Here is a 17,983-nt window from a genome sequence, read left to right as displayed (position 1 = left end):
GGCCCGGCCCGGGGTGTTCCGAGGAACACGCCGGGCCGGGCTGTTTGTGCGGGTGTGGATAGCGGACGCGGTTGTCAGCAGCGAGCCGTAGTCTGGAAGAACCCCGGCCCGTTCCACGTGTCGGGTCCTTCGCGTTGCCCACACCCACACCGCTTACCCGGACGGAAGCCCTTCATGAGCCTGCACGGTCTGCTGGATGCCGTTGTACGAGACACGGCGCTCGCCGAAGCGGTGACGGCCGCCGCCGACGGCAACCGCATGCACATCGACCTGGTCGGCCCGCCCGCCGCGCGCCCCTTCGCTGTGGCCGCGCTGGCCCGCGAGACCGGCAGGACCGTGCTCGCCGTGACCGCGACCGGCCGCGAGGCCGAGGACCTGGCCGCCGCGCTGCGCACGCTGCTGCCCGAGGACCGGGTCGTCGAGTTCCCGGCGTGGGAGACGCTGCCGCACGAGCGCCTGTCGCCGCGCAGCGACACGATGGGCCGCCGCCTCGCCGTCCTGCGCCGCCTCGCGCACCCCCGCGCCGACGACCCATCCGCAGGTCCGGTGAGCGTGATCGTGGCGCCCGTACGGTCCGTACTTCAGCCGCAGGTCAAGGGGCTGGGCGACCTGGAGCCGGTGGCGCTGCGGACCGGGCAGAGCGCGGATCTGGGCGACATCACGGCGGCGCTCGCGGCAGCGGCGTACTCCCGGGTCGAACTGGTCGAGAAGCGCGGTGAGTTCGCGGTACGCGGGGGGATCCTCGACGTCTTCCCGCCGACCGAGGAGCACCCGCTCCGGGTGGAGTTCTGGGGCGACGACGTCGAGGAGATCCGTTACTTCAAGGTCGCCGACCAGCGCTCCCTGGAGGTCGCCGAGCACGGCCTGTGGGCGCCGCCCTGTCGCGAGCTGCTGCTGACCGACAGCGTGAAGGCGCGGGCAGCCGCCCTCGCCGAGGCGCACCCGGAGCTCGGCGAGCTGCTCGGCAAGCTCGCCGAGGGCATCGCCGTGGAGGGCATGGAGTCCCTGGCCCCCGTCCTCGTCGACGACATGGAGCTGCTGCTGGACGTCCTGCCCAAGGGCTCCATGGCGCTGGTGTGCGACCCGGAGCGGGTACGGACCCGGGCGGCCGACCTGGTGGCGACCTCGCAGGAGTTCCTCCAGGCGTCGTGGGCGGCCACGGCGGGCGGAGGCGAGGCCCCGATCGACGTGGGCGCGGCGTCGCTGCGCGGGATCGCGGACGTACGGGAGCGGGCCCGCGAGCTGGACATGATGTGGTGGTCCGTCGCACCCTTCGCGGCGGACGAAGAGCTCTCCGCCGACACCCTCAAGCTGGGCATGCACGCCCCGGAGGCGTACCGCGGCGACACCGCGCGGGCGCTGGCCGACACCAAGGGCTGGCTGGCCGACGGCTGGCGCACGGTGTACGTCACGGAGGGCCACGGCCCGGCGGCGCGCACCGTGGAGGTCCTCGGCGGCGAGGGAATCCCGGCCCGCCTCGAAGCGGACCTGTCGGCGGTCGAGCCGTCCCTCGTCCACGTCGCATGCGGCTCGATCGACTATGGCTTCGTGGACCCGGCGCTCAAGCTGGCCGTCCTGACCGAGACCGACCTCACCGGCCAGCGCACCGCCACCAAGGAACTGGGCCGGATGCCGGCCCGCCGGCGCAAGACCATCGACCCGCTGACGCTCCAGGCGGGCGACTACATCGTCCACGAGCAGCACGGCGTGGGCCGCTACGTCGAGATGATCCAGCGCACGGTCCAGGGCGCGACCCGCGAGTACCTCTTGGTCGAGTACGCCCCGGCCAAGCGAGGCCAGCCCGGCGACCGTCTCTACATCCCCACCGACCAGCTCGAACAGGTCACCAAGTACGTGGGCGGCGAGGCCCCGACCCTCCACCGCCTGGGCGGCGCCGACTGGACCAAGACCAAGGCGCGCGCGAAGAAGGCGGTCAAGGAGATCGCCGCCGACCTGATCAAGCTCTACTCGGCGCGCATGGCAGCCCCTGGCTACACCTTCGGCCCGGACACCCCGTGGCAGCGGGAGCTGGAGGACGCGTTCCCGTACGTCGAGACGCCCGACCAGCTGTCCACCATCGCCGAGGTGAAGGAGGACATGGAGAAGTCGATCCCCATGGACCGCCTGGTCTGCGGCGACGTCGGCTACGGCAAGACGGAGATCGCGGTCCGCGCGGCGTTCAAGGCGGTCCAGGACGGCAAGCAGGTGGCGGTCCTGGTCCCGACGACGCTGCTGGTCCAGCAGCATTTCGGGACGTTCTCGGAGCGGTACGCCCAGTTCCCGGTCGTAGTGAAGGCCCTTTCCCGCTTCCAGTCGGACACCGAGGCGAAGGCGACCCTCGAAGGACTCAAGGAGGGCTCGGTCGACCTCGTCATCGGCACGCACCGGCTCTTCTCCTCCGAGACGAAATTCAAGGACCTGGGCCTGGTCATCGTCGACGAGGAGCAGCGTTTCGGTGTGGAGCACAAGGAGCAGCTGAAGAAGCTCCGCGCCAACGTCGACGTACTGACGATGTCCGCCACCCCCATCCCCCGTACGCTCGAAATGGCCGTGACCGGCATCCGCGAGATGTCGACGATCACGACCCCGCCGGAGGAGCGCCACCCGGTCCTCACCTTTGTGGGCCCGTACGAGCAGAAGCAGATCGGCGCCGCGATCCGCCGCGAACTCCTCCGCGAGGGCCAGGTCTTCTACATCCACAACCGGGTCGAGTCCATCGACAGAGCGGCCGCCAAGCTCCGCGAGATCGTGCCCGAGGCGCGGATCGCGACCGCCCACGGCCAGATGGGGGAGAGCGCCCTGGAGCAGGTCGTCGTCGACTTCTGGGAGAAGAAGTTCGACGTACTCGTCTCGACGACGATCGTCGAGTCGGGCATCGACATCTCCAACGCCAACACCCTGATCGTCGAGCGCGGCGACAACTTCGGCCTCTCCCAGCTCCACCAGCTCCGCGGCCGGGTGGGCCGGGGCCGCGACCGCGGCTACGCGTACTTCCTCTACCCGCCGGAGAAGCCGCTCACCGAGACCGCCCACGAGCGCCTGGCGACCATCGCCCAGCACACCGAGATGGGCGCGGGCATGTACGTGGCCATGAAGGACCTCGAAATCCGGGGCGCGGGCAACCTGCTCGGCGGCGAGCAGTCCGGCCACATCGCGGGCGTCGGCTTCGACCTGTACATCCGCATGGTGGGCGAGGCGGTCGCCGACTACCGCGCGGCGGTGGAGGGCGGCGTGGAGGAGGAGCCGCCGCTGGAGGTCAAGATCGAACTCCCGGTGGACGCCCATGTTCCGCACGACTACGCCCCGGGCGAGCGCCTGCGCCTCCAGGCGTACCGTGCGATCGCCTCGGCGAACTCGGAGGAGGACATCAAGGCGGTACGCGAGGAACTGACCGACCGCTACGGCAAGCTCCCCGAGCCCGTCGAGAACCTGCTGCTGGTGGCCGGCCTGCGGATGCTCGCGCGGGCGTGCGGCGTTGCGGACATCACCCTCGCGGGCCCCAACATCCGCTTCGGCCCGGTGGAACTGCGGGAGTCGCAGGAGCTGAGGCTGAAGCGGTTGTATCCGCGCACGGTGCTGAAGCCGGCCACGCACCAGATCCTGGTCCCGCGCCCGACGACGGGCCAGATCGGCGGGAAGCCGGTGGTGGGCCGCGAACTGTTGGGGTGGACCGGGGAGTTCCTCACGACGATCCTGGGGTCGTAGCGAGTCGTAGCGAGTCGTAGCGAGTCGTAGCCAGTACTAGCCAGTACTAGCCGGGGAGTGCCCGGGTCGCCTCTGCGCGACCCCGGGCACGCCCGGCCGGTCCGTCTAAGCGCGTCGAGGTCCATGGCGTCGGCCATCACGCGGTATCCGGCGTCGTTCGGGTGCAGGTGGTCGCCCGAGTCATAGGCGGTGGCGATGCGGTCCTGGTCGGAGGGGTCGGCTAGGGCGCGGTCCAGGTCAACCACGGCGTCGTACTCGCCGGAGGTACGGATCCAGTGGTTGACCGCGTCGCGCTTGGCCTCGTTGACCTTCTCGGCATCGTCGTAGAACGAGCCCTTGATGGGCGTCAGGGTCGCGCCGACCACCTTGATGCCCTTGGCGTGCGCCTGGCGGATCAACGAACGGTGGCCGTCGATGAGTTGGTCGGCGGACACCTCGGGGGTGGGACCGCCAGGGAACCCCTGCCAGCCGTTGCCGCCGATGTCGTTGAGGCCTTCGAGCACGATGACCGTGCGCACGCCCGGCTCGCTGAGCCCGGGTGATCGGTTCCTCGCGGCCCACCACCGGCCTCAAGCTCGCCAAGCGGCCAGAAGGTCGGCCGGGGTGAGGGTCAGGTCCGGTGCCACTCCCACGGCCATGCCCGCCGGGCACACCGCGAGGAGCGGTGCCGCTGCCGCGCCGGGGACGTTGATGCGGGCCTCGGCGAGGTGGGCGAGTTCGCGGTCGCTGAACTTCTTGTTCTCGCGCCACTTCACCGAGCCGAGGAGCAGTACCTTCTTGCCGCTCGTGGCGGGGACGACGACGTCGTACTCAAGACTGTTGTCGCGATTCCACCAGCTGCCCGCTCTCCCCGCATCCTTGAGGGCGGGCAGATCGGGGCCGAGGCGTGAGACGGCCTCCTGGACGAGCGGCTCGACCGCCCTGCCCCGCCAACTGCTCCAGCCGTGGTCGAAGGCGTTGCGCGCGATGTCGGGCCGGCCTCGCGCGATGTGTGCCTGTTGTTCCTCGATGAAGCGGAACCAGAAACGCAGATAGGGGTCGCCGATCCGGTAGCGGCGCAGCTTGCTGCCTGTACCGGCGCCCACCGGAACGTCAACGGCCACAACCCCCTTGTCCGCAAGGACTCTTATGGCCCGCGTGACCGCGGTCTGCGCGGTGGCCCCCTCTTCGGGAAGCCTGCCGACGACCTGGGTGAAGGAACTGAAGCCGACATCCGTGCCGCCGATCGCGGAAAGAACGCGCCGCGCCTGCTGGGCATCGGGGAATTCGGCGTCGAGGGACCGCTGCCCCATGACCACGAGGTCGCTGTTCTCGTCCCCGAGCTGTTCGTGAACGAAGTCGTGGGTGCTGCCCGCACGGGCCAGGTCGAGTACGAGCCGGGGGTAGCCACCCGTGATGAGCGCGGCATCGACGACGGCGAGCGGATCAGCGTCCCGACCCAGCGCCTGCGCGCACTCGGCGGGGTTGAAGGGCTGGACCGGCATGTTCTTCGCGCGCCCGTACAGAGGCCTGTCGTGTTCGGTCAGCCGCTCCATCATGGTGACGTCCGAACCGATCAGCACGAAGAGCACGGGCGTGTTCTCCAGATGCCGGTCCCAGGCGTTCTGCAGCTGCCCTTCGAGCGAAGGATCTGTTGTGGCGGCCCAGGGGAACTCGTCGATCACGACGACGGAAGGCGTGTCACGACAGGCGACGGCGATCCGGCCCAGGGCGTCACGCCAGTCGGCGGGAGGGGCCGAGAAGAGCGACTCGGCGTCCTTCAGCGGCGTCGTCGAGGTGTGCAGTTCGGCGGTGAGGGTGTGGAGCTGAGCCGATGGTGGTGCGTTCTTGACTGCCGAGAAGTACAGATACGGCAGGCCCGACTCTTCTACGAAGCGTGTGAACAGCCGGGACTTGCCCACCTGGCGTCGGCCGCGGACGGCGAGCATCTGGCCGGTGCCGGTCTCCCGGATGCGGTCCAGGCGTCGTCCGAGGTCATCGAGCGTGTGCTGACGTCCGTAGAAACCCATGTCCCGCCCTTAGCCGTCACCGGTGAAACGTACATTGATGAATGATACCTCTATGTATGTTTCGAAGGGTAGTCGGGCGAATGCGGAGAGGCGAAGGGCCCCTGTGGGATTCTGGGCTGCTCAATCCCGACCCGTCAGGACGGAATGCCTTGATACGCGCGCTCCGCACCGCCCTTCCCGCCACGGCGCTTGCCGTTGCCCTCGCCGTCAGCGGCTGTACCCCGGGTACCTCGGGTGCGGAGAGTGGTGGGGGGTCGGGAGACGCGGTTGTCGGCGGTGGTGCCCGCCCGCTGGACAATCCCGATGGGACGAGGGCGGGCCTGGGGCCGATCGGCTCCGAGAAGGGCAGGGCCGCTGCCCGGGAGTTGATCGGCGCGGTGTCCACCAAGGGGCGCGGGCCGAAGACGGGCTACGACCGGGACGAGTTCGGGTACGCCTGGATGGATACGGCGGACGGCGTGCCCTTGGCGCGCAATGGTTGCGACACGAGGAACGACCTCCTGGCCAGGGACGGGAAGGACCTCATGTACCGCTCGGGTTCCGACTGTGTCGTCGTGGCGATGACGCTGGACGACCCGTACACCGCCACCACCATTGAATGGCGGAAGCAGAAGGCCACCGCCGTGCAGATCGATCACGTCATTCCGCTGTCCTACGGCTGGCAGATGGGCGCTGCCCGGTGGGGCGAGGACAAGCGGAAGCGGCTTGCCAACGATCCCTTGAATCTTCTGCCTGTGTCGGGGCCGGCCAATGGTTCCAAGAGTGACTCGGGGCCGGCTTCCTGGCTGCCGCCCAACAAGAGGATCCGCTGTTCCTACGTGACGCGGTTCGCGCAGGTGGCCCTGAAGTACGAGATGCCGGTGACGGCGGCCGACAAGAGCATGATGCTCAGGCAGTGCGGGGCTTAGCCGTACACACACATGGGACTGGGCAGGCCGTCCCCTCCGACGGCCTGCCCGGTCTCGCGGTGCTGCTGGTGATCAGAGCTTCAGGTCCCACTGCGAGGCGTCGTACGTGATGCCGGGGGAGACCTCGACGGTGAGGCCCTTGGCGTCGGCGGGGGCGTCGAATGCCTGCTGCAGAGTGACCTTCTTGCCCGGCATGATCTTGCCGGTGAGGGGCTCGCCGACCTTGTCGTCGTAGACCCCCTCGGCCTTCACCCCGTCCTTGCCGGCGCGGGCCTCGGTGGTGAAGAGGGAGGCGTCGAACGCCTTCTTGCCGGCGTTCTCGACGACGATCGTGACCTGGTAGGCCTTGTTGCCCTTGGTGTGACCGACCGCGAACTCGCTGGGGGTGTACGGCTTGGGCTCGGAGACGGTGACCGTCAGCTTGTCGGGGTAGAGGGCCGAGTCGCCGGCAGCCAGGGTTTCGCCGCCCTTGTCGCCGCCGCTGTCGCCGCCCTTGGCGGAGTCGTCGCCCGGCTTCTTCGACGCGGACGCGCCGTTGGTCGCCTTGTCGATCTCGTCGACTGCCTCGCCCACGGCCTTGAACAGGATCACCGCGCCGACGACCGAGATGATCAGGGAGACCAGGCCCAGGATGGCGCCGGTGAGGGCCACGCCCTTGTTGGTGGCGACGCCGCGCTTGGCGCGGCCACGGCCGACCAGGCCCATGATCAGGGCCAGGATGCCGAGGATGCCGGCGAGCCAGAAGAGGAACGGGATCAGGCCCGACAGTGCGCCGATGATGCCGAGGATCAGGGCGGCAGTGCCCAGGCCGTTGCGGGCCTGCGCGGCAGGAACCGGTGCCTGCGGGAACTGAGGCTGCTGCGTGTGCTGAGACATGGATGTCCTCCGGACAAGGTGTGTTCGGGACTGTCTGCCGCCCCGTGCTGCGATGCGGTAATCACAGCAGAGCTTGTGAACCGAGTCAACAGGATTCACAGATTCATGCCTGTTCGCGTCGTGAATCGGGGCGTCTTGTGTCCATGGGTATGCTCGATGCACAAGCAGGCGCAGGTGTACGAGGGGAGCCGGCCGGTGTCGGACAACGCAGCAGAGGTGACCGCCGCAGGAATCGCCCGGCTCGCGGGGGTCGGACGCGCCGCCGTCAGCAACTGGCGCCGTCGCCACCCCGACTTCCCCAGACCGGTCGGCGGCACCGAGACGAGTCCCTCGTTCGCCCTGGCCGAGGTCGAGCAGTGGCTGCGCGACCAGGGGAAGATCGCAGAGGTCCCGCTGCGCGAGCGCGTCTGGCAGCAGCTCGCCGGTCACCCGGCAGGCGCCGTCCCCGCCCTGATCCACGCGGGCTGCGTGCTCCTCCTCGTACGCGACAGGCCCACCGCCTGGCTCCAACTGGCCGCCGTCTCCGACGAGAAGCTCGCACACCTCCTCCCGCCCGCCCTGGAGGAAATCCTCACCCCGCGCTTCGGCGCGCACCGCGCCGTACCCACCCCGGGCACGCCAGAACTGACCCCCTCCGTCCCCCTGCTGCGCGCGACCGCCGAACTCGCAGCCGGGCTGGGCGGCGCGCGCCAGACGTACGAGTTCCTGCTCGGCCGCCACCTCGACGCCAACCCGCGCCAGTACACGCTCACCCCGCCCGGCCCCGCCGCCCTGATGGCCGCCCTCGCCGGCAGCCCCCGCAGCGTCCTGGACCCGGCGTGCGGCACCGGCACCCTGCTCCGCGCCGTCGCGTCGCAGTCCCCTGCCGCCCCGGAAGGCCCCGCGGCCACCGCCCTGCACGGTCAGGAGGCCGACCCCGACCTGGCCGCCCTCACCGCCCTGCGCCTCGCCCTGCACGCCGAGAACGGCGCCGTCGAAGTACGCATCGCCGCCGACGACTCGCTGCGCGCCGACGCCTTCCCGCACCTCGCCGCCGACGCGGTCCTCTGCCACCCGCCGTTCAACGAACGCAACTGGGGCCATGACGAGCTGGCGTACGACCCACGCTGGGAGTACGGCTTCCCGGCCCGTACGGAGTCCGAACTCGCCTGGGTCCAGCACGCACTCGCCCGGCTGCGCGACGGCGGCACCGCCGTCCTGCTGATGCCACCCGCCGCCGCCTCCCGCCGCTCCGGCCGCCGCATCCGCGCCGACCTGCTCCGCCGGGGCGCCCTGCGCGCCGTCGTCGCCCTGCCCGCCGGCGCCGCGCCCCCGTACGGCATCCCGCTGCACCTGTGGGTGCTGCGCAAGCCCGCCGCCGACGGCCGGCCCGCCCACGAACTCCTCCTCGTCGACACCGCCGACCTCTCCGCCGCCGGCCGCGACAAGCTCGACTGGCAGGCCCTGCACACCACCGTCCTCGACACCTGGCAGACCTTCGACCGCCGGGGCACCGTCGAGGAGCGCCCCGGTGTCAGCCGCGCCGTGTCCGTCATCGAGCTCCTCGACGACGACGTCGACCTCGCCCCCGCCCGCCACCTCCCGCCCCCCGCCGCGGGCGGCGGCGCCGCCGAACTCGCCGACGTACGGGAGCAGCTGGCCGACACGCTGCGGATGACCACCGAACTCACGCCCTCCACCGTCGAGTCCGCGCAGCCCGTCCGCTGGCCCGCCACCACCGTCGGCGAACTCGCCAGGGCCGGGGCACTGGTACTGCGCGCGGGCGGCGCGGGAGCCGGATCGGGAGAAACCGTCCTCACCGAACAGGACGTCCTCACGGGAGGTGCACCCTCCGGCACCCTTCCCGAAGGACCGGCGGAAGACCCCGTACTCGTCGAGGCGGGCGACATCGTCGTGCCCGTACTGGGCGGCGGCGCCGTCGTCCGCGTCGTCGACGAGGCGACGGCGGGCGCCGCCCTCGGCCGCAGCCTCCAGCTGCTCAGGCCGGACCCGGAGGCACTGGACCCCTGGTTCCTCGCCGGGTTCCTGCGCGGCACCGCCAACAACCGGCAGGCCAGCAGCTATGCCTCCACCTCGACCCGGCTCGATGTACGCCGCCTCCAGCTGCCCCGGCTGCCGCTCGAAGACCAGCGGCTCTACGGCGAACGCTTCCGCACACTCGCCGCCTTCGAGGACGCCCTGCGCATGGCCGGGCGCCTCGGCGAGCAGCTGGTGCAGGGGCTGTACGACGGGCTGACGGACGGGACCGTACGACCGGAGTAAGCCGGGGGACGTGGGGCCCGAGTGAGGGACGGCGAGTCCGGGGTGAGGTGCGCCACACCGGATCCGTACAACCCGGAGACCGTTGTCAGTGTCGGTGTATACGCTCGAAGCGCGTACCCCACGACGCGCGTTGTCCCCGTGCACGTCCCCATGTGCGGGTCCCACCAGCTTTCAGGAGCAGCCATGCACGGCTCCGGCAGCGCGCCGCCCGTTCGTAGCGACGGCGTCGTCATCACCATGCGTGTGCTGTTCGCGGTCGGCGCCGTATTCAGCTGCGGCATGTTGTCGTGCGTGCCGCTGTTCCGTATCGCCATCCTGCGGGGGCGACGGTTCGACTGGGCCCTCGCCTGGCTGAGCCTGCCGGTCGCGATCGCGGGCTTCGCCGTCGTCGGCACGCTGCCCGAGGGCGACGTCAGGACCGACATCGCGCTGGCCTGCATCCTGCTCCTCGGAGCCGCGAGCGCCGGGTACTTCCTGACGTTCGACATCCGGTACTACGCACGGCTCCAGGCGACGGGCGCCCCGTACACGCCCCCCGCCCCGCGCGTCCCCTACGGGCCGTACGCAGCCCCGGCAGCCGCCCCGCCGCACTACGGCTACCCGAACCCGTACGCGAACACCCCGGCGACCAATCCGGCCCCGGTGCAGCAGCCTCAGCCGCCACAGCAGCAACCACCCCACCGCATGGACCAGGTCCGCGCCGAGCTCGACGAACTGAGCGACCTCCTGCGCAAGGACCAGCGGGGTGACCAGGACCGGTGAACGGACGGATCATCGCCGGGCGTTATGAGCTGGCCACCGTCATCGGGCAGGGCGGCATGGGCCAGGTCTGGAACGCATACGACCAGCGCCTCGACCGCCGCGTAGCCGTGAAGCTGCTGCGCCCCGACCGCATGGCCGCCGCCACCGCCGCCGAGGACATGCGCCGCCGCTTCGTGCGCGAGTGCCGTGTCACCGCGCAGGTCGACCACCCCGGTCTCGTCACCGTCCACGACGCGGGCAGCGACGACGACGACCTCTACCTCGTCATGCAGTACGTCAAGGGCGCCGACCTCGCGGACCACCTCGCCGAGCACGACCCGTACCCCTGGCCGTGGGCCGTCTCCGTGGCCGCCCAGCTATGCGCCGTGCTCTCCGCCGTACACGCCGTGCCGATCGTCCACCGCGACCTCAAGCCGCGGAACGTCATGGTCAAGCCCGACGGCACAGTCACCGTCCTCGACCTCGGCGTCGCCTCCGTCCTCGACACCGACACCACCCGCCTCACCCACACCGGGTCACCCATCGGAAGCCCCGCCTACATGGCGCCCGAACAGGCGATGGGCGGCGCGGTCGGCCCGTACACCGACCTCTACGCACTCGGCGTCCTCCTGCACGAACTCCTCAGCGGCAATGTCCCGTTCGCCGGATCCACCGTCCTGGGGGTCCTCCACCGACACCTGTACGAGCCGCCCCTCCCGGTGCGCCAGCTCCGCCAGGACATCCCCGAGCCGCTCGAAGCGCTCGTTCTGCGGCTGCTCGCCAAGGATCCCCAGCACCGACCCTCCTCCGCTCAGGAGGTCTACGAGGCCCTGGTCCCGCTGCTGCCGGCGCACGGTGGTGTGCCGTCGGGCCCGCTCGACCCGACCCGCCCCTTCCTGCGCCCGCACGCCCCCTGGCCCGACCGCGCCACCACCCCGCCCGTCGCCCAGCCGACGCCCACCGAGGCGCAGCCGGACGTCGCGGCCGCGGTCGACGAGGTCAAGCAGCTCCTCGGCGAAGGGCGCATCACGCAGGCCGTCGACATCCTCGGCGGCATCCTCCCCGCGGCCGCCGCGCAGCACGGTGAGCGCTCCCCGGTCGTCCGCATCCTGCGCAAGCAGTACGCCGCGACGCTGCTGGACGACGGGCAGTACCGCCGCGCCCTGCCCGAGCTGCGCCGCCTCGCCGACGACCGTGCGGCCGAGTCGGGCCTGGCCGACCCGCAGGCGCTCCAGTTCCGTTACGACGCGGCGCAGTGCCTGGAGCAGCTCGGCGAACCGGCCGCGGCGCTCGCCGAGTACCGCGGCCTGCTCCCGTACTACGAGAACCAGTACGGGCAGGGGGCGGCCGCCTCGTCCGCCACAGCCGACGCCACCGCCCGCGCCTTCGACATCCGGCACCGCATAGCGAACCTGCTGCTCGCGATGGGCGACCATGCCGCCGCGCACGGCCAGTTGCAGGGCCTGCTGTACGACGCTGAGCGCGCGTACGGGGCGTACCACCCACTGCCGGCCGAGGTGCGCCGCGCCCTCGACCGGCACCAGAGGATGCGGGGCGCCTGATGCGGGCCGCCGGATGCAGGGCGCCTGTTACGGGCCGCCGTAGCGGCGCCTGATACAGGGCGGCAGCGGCGCCCGATACAGGTGCCGGTTGGTCAGTGCGCCCGCAGGAACGCGGACGTGGCCACCCGGCCCACCATCTGGAGCCGGCTGTCGCCGCCCGCCAGGTGCTTGTCCAGGGCGTCCTTCACCCCGGGCCAGCGCCCGTCGCCGTAGTCGTCGAGGACCACGATCCCGCCCTGTGCGGCGATCAGCTCGACCCACTCCAGGTCGGCGCGCACCCCCTCGAAGGAGTGGTCCCCGTCCACCACGATCACGCCGTACTTCCGGTCGGAGATCTCCGCCCGTACGTCGGGATCGCCGGAGAAGCCCTGCCTGATGCGCGCCTCGACGCCCGGACGGCCGCCGCCGAGCGCCAGGTTGGCCCGTACGACGTCCTCGCGGACCGGAGTGCCCGTCGGCTCCTCGTAGTCCGATGTGCCCGGCTGAAGCTGGGAGCCCGCCAGCGGGTCCACGATCGTCAGCGTCGCCTCGATGCCCGTACGGTGCAGCATGCGCATCAGGGCGGCCGCGAACAGGCCGTGCAGCGTGCCGATTTCGAGGACTTCGAGATCATTGCCGTTGCGCGGCGCCAGCAGCGGGATGGTGGCGAGCTTGCCGCACACATTGGACGTACCGCCCGCCATGCGGCCGACGCCCAGCGCCTCGATGGCGACCACATTGCGGTAGGCGACGGTGACATTGCGGCGGGCGCGCTCACTCTCGTCCGTCGCGGCCCCGACCTCGCTCACGAGCGTGCTGATCTGATCGGGTGTCGGCATGCGGTGCTGGCCGCGCCCGGTGCGGTCGAGCAGCATGCTGATGCCGTGCTGCCTGCGCCGGAGCTCGGTGACTTCCTTGCGGAGTCCGGCGGTGCTGCGTGAGATGCGCTGGTCGACGAGCGCGGCGACAGGGCGCAGGGCCCACTTCGTCAGCCGGTTGCTCAGCAGAGATGGCATGCGGATTCGCCTCTGGCTTCGGTCCTGTGGGTGGGGGGCAGGTGCCCGACCGTATGCCTGGGCTCATGCCGCGTGGGCCACGGGCCGATGGTCCTGGGGTGAAGTCTTCATGGCGCTCCTGCGGCGGTCCTGAAACCGTGGAACGGCGGCCACCGCCAGGAGCACGAGCAGCGAAAGACCGCCCACGAGCACGCCGATGCGCAGGCCCGGCGGGCTGAATTCACACGCAAGGGTGACGGCCCGGCCGTCACCCTCCAGGGGGACGGCGACCAGGCCCAGGTAGGAGCCGGCGGGCCGGGCCTTTCCGCCGTCGGTGGCGCAGCTCCAGCCCGCGATGCGGGGCATGGCGAAGACAGCCGTTCCCTTCGCGCCCGGCGGGACGACCGCCCGTACGCCGCTGTCCGTGACATGCACAGCGGTCGCGCCGCCCGCCCTGAGGCCGTCCACGGCGTCGGCCAGCCGGTCCCGGTCCAGGCAGCCGACGCTCTGGCGGGGGAGCCCCTTGGCCGGCCCTCCCTTGAGGGTGATCGATACGCGGCCGTCGGCCGGTACGGTGCCCAGCGGCTGCACGGCCGCACGCCGCGCGGGGAGCCCGCCGCGTATGTCGGCCTCTGTACCGCCGCCTTGGAGGCGCGCTGTACCGAAGAAATCGGGTGCCCAGAGGAAGACTTCACTGCCGGCCGGACAGGTGGCGGTCAGCGTCCCGGACGACCGCAGTGCGGTGGCCGGGAGCGTATAGACGGACGTGCCCAGCAGTTTCTCCTGGTTACGGAAGGGCGAGACGCCGAAGCGCGGCTCCGTACCGGGTGGGCGCACAGTGACCAGCTGCGGCACGGCGGCCCGCGTCACCGTCACCTTGCGGTCGTCGGGCCGCGCCCAGCGCTGGTGCCGATCGCGCGGCATGTGCACGCGTGCGCCGACGGAGAACAGGGCGTCCGTCACAGGATTGTCGATGCTCTGTACGGACCGGCCGTTGGACGTCCAGCCGGTGCCGAGCGCGGCGAGCGTGCGGGTGAGGACGTCAGGGGTGTGGCTGCTGTAGTACGACGCGCCCTGGCCGCCGACGGTCAGCGGGTCGTTGGCCGTGGTCTGTTCACGCCCCGGTTCGGTACGGAAGGCCGGCCACCCGTCCGCTTCCGCCACCGCGTCCGCCTGGGCCTCCTGCCGTGCTCCCCACGGCGCGTAGTCGTCGAGCCTGTTGAGGCGCTGCCGGTCGGCGTGAGCGGTGGTGACGGCGGCCTGCCCGACCTGCGCGCAGATCAGCAGCAGTGCGGCGGCCACCCCGAGCACCCGGCCCCGCCGGGCCAGCACCACCCCGCCCACCGCCGCCGCCACCCCGGCCGCGAAGAGCGGGTACGTCCAGGCGGTGATCCGGGGGCTTGTCACCGCGCCCAGGGCCATGAGCGCGACCACGCCCGTCCCGCCGAGCAGCGCGCGCCGCCCGGGCCAGCCGTACGAGACCGACAGCCAGGCAGCGATCACCAGGATCCCGCTGAGGACGAACGTCTGCCGGTAGGGGCTGCCGTTGGGCGTCGCGAAGACGTGCCACACCAGGTGCGTCGGCCCCCACTGCATCGACACCGCGACGGCGACGGCCAGCAGGGTCCAGCCGACCCGCTCGCGCCGCCGTGCCGCCCGGTTGAACGGCAGCGTGCAGGCGAGCAGCAGTGCGCCGGTGCCGAGGAAGACGGCAGGCGTGAAGAAGCTGTACGTCGCCGGGAGGGCGCGGGCGAACACATCACTCCACCCGGCGGGCGCGAAATCCTTCGTCCAGCCGGGGTAGGCGTGCTTCGCCCCGAGGAAGACAACGGCCAGGACGGGGGCCGCGAGACCGATGCCGAGCAACGTGGTGAGGGCGGCACGCAGCATGGCCCGAACCCGTGCCCGTACGACAGGCTCTTCGGTCAGCAACCGGAGCAGCAGGACGAGACCGGCCCCGAGGGTGGCCATGTACGCCGTGTAGAAGTTCGCGGTCCACGCGACGGCCACGACCACCGGACCAAGGACGCGACGGCTGCCCGTACGCGCCCACTCGCCCACCAGGCACAGCAGCGGGAAGGCGATCAGGCCGTCCATCCACATCGGGTTGTAGACGGCCTCCGTGACCGCCCACCCGCACAGTGCGTACGAGGACCCGAGCACCGCCGCTGCCCACCACCGGCTGCCGCCTTCGCGCAGGGCGAGCAGCAGGAGCGTCATGGCGGCGGCGGCCGCGGCCATCTTGAGCACCGTGACGACGTACACGGCGAGGTCGATCTCGTCGCGCGGGAAGAGTCCGACGAGCAGCGCGAAGGGACTGCTGACGTATGTGCCGATGTCGGGCAGGAAGCTCGTGCCGTACCCGGACTGCCAGTTGACCAGCGCCCCGCCGTCCGCCCGCCCGTGCAGCAGGTCCCACAGACGGGCGTGGTACGGCACGAACTGGTTGCCGAGGTCGTTCACGCTGCGGGTGCGCGGGCCGAAGGGGTGGCTACGGGCGAGGGCGTCCCCCGCGCACACGGAAACGGCGGTGATCAGCGCGGAGAGCGCCATGGCGCGGCCTCTGACCGAATCCGTAGTCGACATAATGATCGTTCTACTGTGTGTCATACCGAATAAGCCAGCATGTGAAGGCAAAAGAGATGTCAATGACACCGGCTCCGGCTAAAAGCGGTCATAATCTGGCGAGTTCACTTATTGGATGCCCCAGCGTCATGTGGAGCGTCGACCTCCGCCATATCCGGGGGCTGTTCTTCGCTGACCGCCTGCCTCAACCGAGTGCCCACCGGGGAGAGCCGTGCTCATCTCAATTGTTGTGCCGTGCTTCAACGAAGAGGAGATCATCGGCCGCTTCCACCAGCGCGTGACCGAGGAGCTCGGCAGCCTCGGCCACCCCGTCGAACTCGTCTATGTCGACGACGGAAGCAGCGACCGTACGCTCGCGATCCTCCAGGAGATCGCGGAATCGGATCCGCGTACGCGCTATGTCTCCTTCAGCCGGAACTTCGGCAAGGAGGCGGCGATGCTGGCAGGCCTGCGCAACGCGTCCGGCGACGCCGTCGTCATCATGGACGCCGACCTCCAGCACCCGCCGGAGCTGGTCCACCGCATGGTGGCGCTGCACGAGCAGGGCTTCGACCAGGTCATTGCCCGCCGCACCAGGAAGGGCGACAGGGTCACGCGTACGCTTGCCGCCCGTGCGTACTACCGGCTCATCAACCGTCTGGTCGACGTCGAGCTCGTCGACGGCGTCGGCGACTTCCGCATGCTGTCGCGCCGCGGCGTCGACGCCGTACTCGAACTCACCGAGTACAACCGCTTCTCCAAAGGCCTGTTCGCCTGGGTCGGATTCTCCAAGGTCACCTTCGAGTACGAGAATGCCGTCCGCGAGGAGGGCGGCTCGAAATGGAGCTTCTCGAAGCTGCTCAACTACGGGCTCGACGGACTTCTCTCGTTCAATGACAAGCCACTGCGGGCCGCGCTCTATCTCGGCCTGCTGCTTCTCGCCGTCGCGATGGCGTATTCGGCGTGGATTGTCGGTGACGCCGTCGTGAACGGAGTGGAAACCCCGGGATATGTGACGCTGCTCGTCGCCCTCACGGCACTCGCCGGCGTGCAGATGATGATGATCGGTGTTGTGGGCGAATACGTCGGCCGCATCTATTACGAGGTGAAAAGGCGCCCGCACTTCCTGGTTCAGGCGACGAATGTGGAGACAGCGGCCGTCGCGACCCAGCAGCCGCAGGGCAGGGAGCTCGTCCGCCGATGATCCGCCGTCAGCTGGTCAGGTTCGCCCTCGTGGGCGTGGTGAACACCGGCACGTACTACGCCTGCTACCTGCTGCTCCTGCCCTGGCTGCCGTATGTCGCCGCGCACGTCGTGGCCTTCGCCGTCAGCATGACCGGCTCCTTCTTCCTCAACTGCCGCTTCACCTACAACACGCGCCCCACCTGGCGGAAGTTCCTGCTCTTCCCGCTCACCAACGCCGCCAACTTCGTGATCACCACGAGCGGCGTCTACCTCCTGGTGGACGTCCTGCACTTCACCAGCACGTACGCCCCCCTGATCGCCGCGTCCGCCGCGATCCCGATCACTTTCGTGGTCTCCCGCACGATCATGCTCGGCGGTCCCTCCAGGGACTCCGGGGACAGCGCATCCCCGAACGCGAACGAATCGTTGGGCGAATCAGTGGCCCGGACCACTCCGACTGCCTAACATCGATCACCGCAAGGTCGTTCGTCGCACTTTCGTTGCTATGCCGCACGATCACCGCCGGGAGGCACCCTTTGCACCGCCGCCGTCGCACCGCGCTCTCCGTCTCCGCCGCGCTCCTCGTCGCGGCACCGTTCCTCGCGGCCTGCGGCAATGAGGCGCATCCAGGAGCGGCGGCCGTCGTGGGCGGCGGTCGTATCGAGGTGGCTGCGCTCCAGGACCAGGTCAAGGACGTACGCCAGGCCCAGCAGTCCTCCCCGCAGGCCGCCCAGCTGGTCGGCTCGACCGGGCAGCTCGGCCGCGCCAAGCTCTACGACCTGATCGTCGACCGGATCGTGCAGCGGGCCGCCGACGATGCCGGTGTGAGCGTGAGCCGCAAGGAGATCCAGACCGCGAAGGCGGACGCGGTGCGGCAGGCGGGCGGCGAGGAGCAGCTCGCCGCGATGTATCTCCAGCAGCGCGGCGTCGCCCCGGACCAGATCGACAACGCCATCCGCAGGGACGTCCTGGTCGGCAAGCTCGCGGCGGCGATCGGCGCGACGAACACCCCCGCCGGCCAGAAGAAGGTGAACGAGGCGTTCATCGCGGCGTCGAAGGCACTGCGCATCGACGTGAACCCGCGCTACGGCACCTGGGACGACGAGAAGATGCAGCTCGGCGACTACAAGGCCCCGTGGATCACGCAGGTCACCAAGGAGGCGGCCGCCCCCGAGGGCGTGTAGCGGCGTTGTCAC

12 protein-coding genes and 1 pseudogene are annotated in these 17,983 nt (G+C 70.5%); 8 read left to right on the top strand and 5 right to left on the bottom strand.

Going from position 1 to position 17,983, the window contains the following annotated elements; translation table 11 throughout:
• Positions 1 to 174 precede the first annotated feature (174 nt).
• A complete protein-coding gene (mfd, locus tag PXH83_RS11235; protein ID WP_274559396.1) occupies positions 175 to 3,705 on the top strand; it encodes a transcription-repair coupling factor in 3,531 nt (1,176 codons plus the stop codon).
• A 137-nt stretch (positions 3,706 to 3,842) separates the two neighbouring features.
• On the opposite strand, the pseudogene PXH83_RS11230 reads toward mfd, so the two are convergent.
• Positions 3,843 to 4,229 (bottom strand): annotated as a pseudogene (locus tag PXH83_RS11230) (GDSL-type esterase/lipase family protein); the annotation flags it as partial.
• Between the two features lie 45 nt (positions 4,230 to 4,274).
• Entirely contained in the window at positions 4,275 to 5,714 is a 1,440-nt protein-coding gene (locus PXH83_RS11225) for an ATP-binding protein (protein WP_274559394.1), read from the bottom strand.
• A gap of 149 nt (positions 5,715 to 5,863) precedes the next feature.
• On the opposite strand from PXH83_RS11225, the gene PXH83_RS11220 reads away from it, so the two are divergent.
• Complete coding sequence (locus PXH83_RS11220; protein WP_274559391.1) at positions 5,864 to 6,622, top strand: HNH endonuclease family protein; 759 nt, start codon at positions 5,864 to 5,866, stop codon at positions 6,620 to 6,622.
• Between the two features lie 72 nt (positions 6,623 to 6,694).
• On the opposite strand, the gene PXH83_RS11215 is transcribed toward PXH83_RS11220, so the two are convergent.
• Positions 6,695 to 7,498, bottom strand: a complete 804-nt coding sequence (locus PXH83_RS11215; RefSeq protein ID WP_274559389.1) for a DUF4190 domain-containing protein — start codon at positions 7,496 to 7,498, stop codon at positions 6,695 to 6,697.
• 195 nt (positions 7,499 to 7,693) lie between these two features.
• Here PXH83_RS11215 and PXH83_RS11210 point away from each other — a divergent pair, with 195 nt between their 5' ends.
• The 3 genes from PXH83_RS11210 to PXH83_RS11200 all read left to right on the top strand — a co-directional run bounded on the left by PXH83_RS11210 (position 7,694) and on the right by PXH83_RS11200 (position 12,063).
• Positions 7,694 to 9,760: an N-6 DNA methylase gene (locus PXH83_RS11210; RefSeq protein ID WP_274559387.1), complete on the top strand. Its 2,067-nt coding sequence runs from the start codon at positions 7,694 to 7,696 to the stop codon at positions 9,758 to 9,760.
• A gap of 183 nt (positions 9,761 to 9,943) precedes the next feature.
• Positions 9,944 to 10,522: a hypothetical protein gene (locus PXH83_RS11205; protein ID WP_274559384.1), complete on the top strand. Its 579-nt coding sequence runs from the start codon at positions 9,944 to 9,946 to the stop codon at positions 10,520 to 10,522.
• The gene (locus PXH83_RS11200; RefSeq protein ID WP_274559382.1) at positions 10,519 to 12,063 is read left to right on the top strand and encodes a serine/threonine-protein kinase; all 1,545 of its coding nucleotides are present in this window, start codon (positions 10,519 to 10,521) and stop codon (positions 12,061 to 12,063) included. The genes PXH83_RS11205 and PXH83_RS11200 overlap by 4 nt, the downstream gene beginning before the upstream one ends.
• A gap of 92 nt (positions 12,064 to 12,155) precedes the next feature.
• Here PXH83_RS11200 and PXH83_RS11195 read toward each other — a convergent pair whose 3' ends face one another.
• Complete coding sequence (locus PXH83_RS11195) at positions 12,156 to 13,058, bottom strand: class I SAM-dependent methyltransferase (protein ID WP_274559380.1); 903 nt, start codon at positions 13,056 to 13,058, stop codon at positions 12,156 to 12,158.
• Positions 13,059 to 13,121: 63 nt separating this feature from the next.
• Positions 13,122 to 15,623 (bottom strand): YfhO family protein, encoded by a 2,502-nt coding sequence (locus tag PXH83_RS11190; RefSeq protein ID WP_274559378.1) that lies wholly within the window; start codon positions 15,621 to 15,623, stop codon positions 13,122 to 13,124.
• Between the two features lie 211 nt (positions 15,624 to 15,834).
• On the opposite strand from PXH83_RS11190, the gene PXH83_RS11185 reads away from it, so the two are divergent.
• From PXH83_RS11185 to PXH83_RS11175, 3 genes are all read left to right on the top strand, one after another.
• Positions 15,835 to 16,806 carry a glycosyltransferase family 2 protein gene (locus PXH83_RS11185; RefSeq protein ID WP_274559376.1) on the top strand — a complete coding sequence of 324 codons (972 nt, stop codon included), beginning with the start codon at positions 15,835 to 15,837 and terminating at the stop codon, positions 16,804 to 16,806.
• The gene (locus PXH83_RS11180) at positions 16,803 to 17,252 is read left to right on the top strand and encodes a GtrA family protein (RefSeq protein ID WP_274559374.1); all 450 of its coding nucleotides are present in this window, start codon (positions 16,803 to 16,805) and stop codon (positions 17,250 to 17,252) included. The genes PXH83_RS11185 and PXH83_RS11180 overlap by 4 nt, the downstream gene beginning before the upstream one ends.
• A 71-nt stretch (positions 17,253 to 17,323) precedes the next feature.
• A complete protein-coding gene (locus PXH83_RS11175) occupies positions 17,324 to 17,971 on the top strand; it encodes a SurA N-terminal domain-containing protein (RefSeq protein WP_274559372.1) in 648 nt (215 codons plus the stop codon).
• The last annotated feature ends 12 nt before the right edge of the window (positions 17,972 to 17,983 follow it).

It is taken from the genome of Streptomyces spiramyceticus (genome assembly GCF_028807635.1).
In the GTDB taxonomy this organism is placed as follows: Bacteria; Actinomycetota; Actinomycetes; order Streptomycetales; family Streptomycetaceae; genus Streptomyces; species Streptomyces spiramyceticus.
Note: the sequence above shows the minus strand (reverse complement) of the source record. Positions and strands in the feature narration are given on the sequence as shown.

Bases quoted from the DNA above. Each gene is read 5' to 3' on its own strand.
- mfd (WP_274559396.1), top strand. From the start codon at position 175: ATGAGCCTGCACGGTCTGCTGGATGCCGTTGTACGAGACACGGCGCTC.
- PXH83_RS11225 (WP_274559394.1), bottom strand. From the start codon at position 5,714: ATGGGTTTCTACGGACGTCAGCACACGCTCGATGACCTCGGACGACGC.
- PXH83_RS11215 (WP_274559389.1), bottom strand. From the start codon at position 7,498: ATGTCTCAGCACACGCAGCAGCCTCAGTTCCCGCAGGCACCGGTTCCT.
- PXH83_RS11205 (WP_274559384.1), top strand. From the start codon at position 9,944: ATGCACGGCTCCGGCAGCGCGCCGCCCGTTCGTAGCGACGGCGTCGTC.
- PXH83_RS11195 (WP_274559380.1), bottom strand. From the start codon at position 13,058: ATGCCATCTCTGCTGAGCAACCGGCTGACGAAGTGGGCCCTGCGCCCT.
- PXH83_RS11190 (WP_274559378.1), bottom strand. From the start codon at position 15,623: ATGTCGACTACGGATTCGGTCAGAGGCCGCGCCATGGCGCTCTCCGCG.
- PXH83_RS11180 (WP_274559374.1), top strand. From the start codon at position 16,803: ATGATCCGCCGTCAGCTGGTCAGGTTCGCCCTCGTGGGCGTGGTGAAC.